The sequence below is a fragment of the Deinococcus alpinitundrae genome (genome assembly GCF_009982895.1).
Taxonomy (GTDB): Bacteria; Deinococcota; Deinococci; order Deinococcales; family Deinococcaceae; genus Deinococcus; species Deinococcus alpinitundrae.
Map to the genome: position 1 here is coordinate 1 of NZ_WXZL01000129.1, position 395 is coordinate 395.

Genomic DNA, 395 nt, shown 5'->3' on the forward strand with positions numbered 1-395 from the left:
AGAAGACTTACCCAGAAATCACATTAGTAGCTGGTAACGTTGCAACTGCAGAAGCAACAAAAGATTTGTTTGAAGCGGGTGCAGACATTGTTAAAGTCGGTATTGGCCCAGGTTCAATTTGTACAACACGTGTTGTAGCAGGTGTTGGTGTACCACAAATTACAGCAATTTATGATTGTGCAACTGAAGCACGCAAACATGGTAAAGCTATCAATGCTGATGGTGGTATTAAATTCTCAGGAGATATCATTAAAGCATTAGCTGCTGGTGGACATGCGGTTATGTTAGGTAGCTTATTAGCAGGTACTGAAGAAAGCCCAGGCGCAACAGAAATTTTCCAAGGTAGACAATATAAAGTATACCGTGGTATGGGCTCTTTAGGTGCGATGGAAAAA

General features: G+C 41.3%; 1 protein-coding gene. It reads left to right on the forward strand.

The features are described from left to right. On the forward strand, nt 1-395 hold a 395-nt coding region (locus tag GUI70_RS25385; RefSeq protein ID WP_161884525.1), incomplete at both ends, for an IMP dehydrogenase.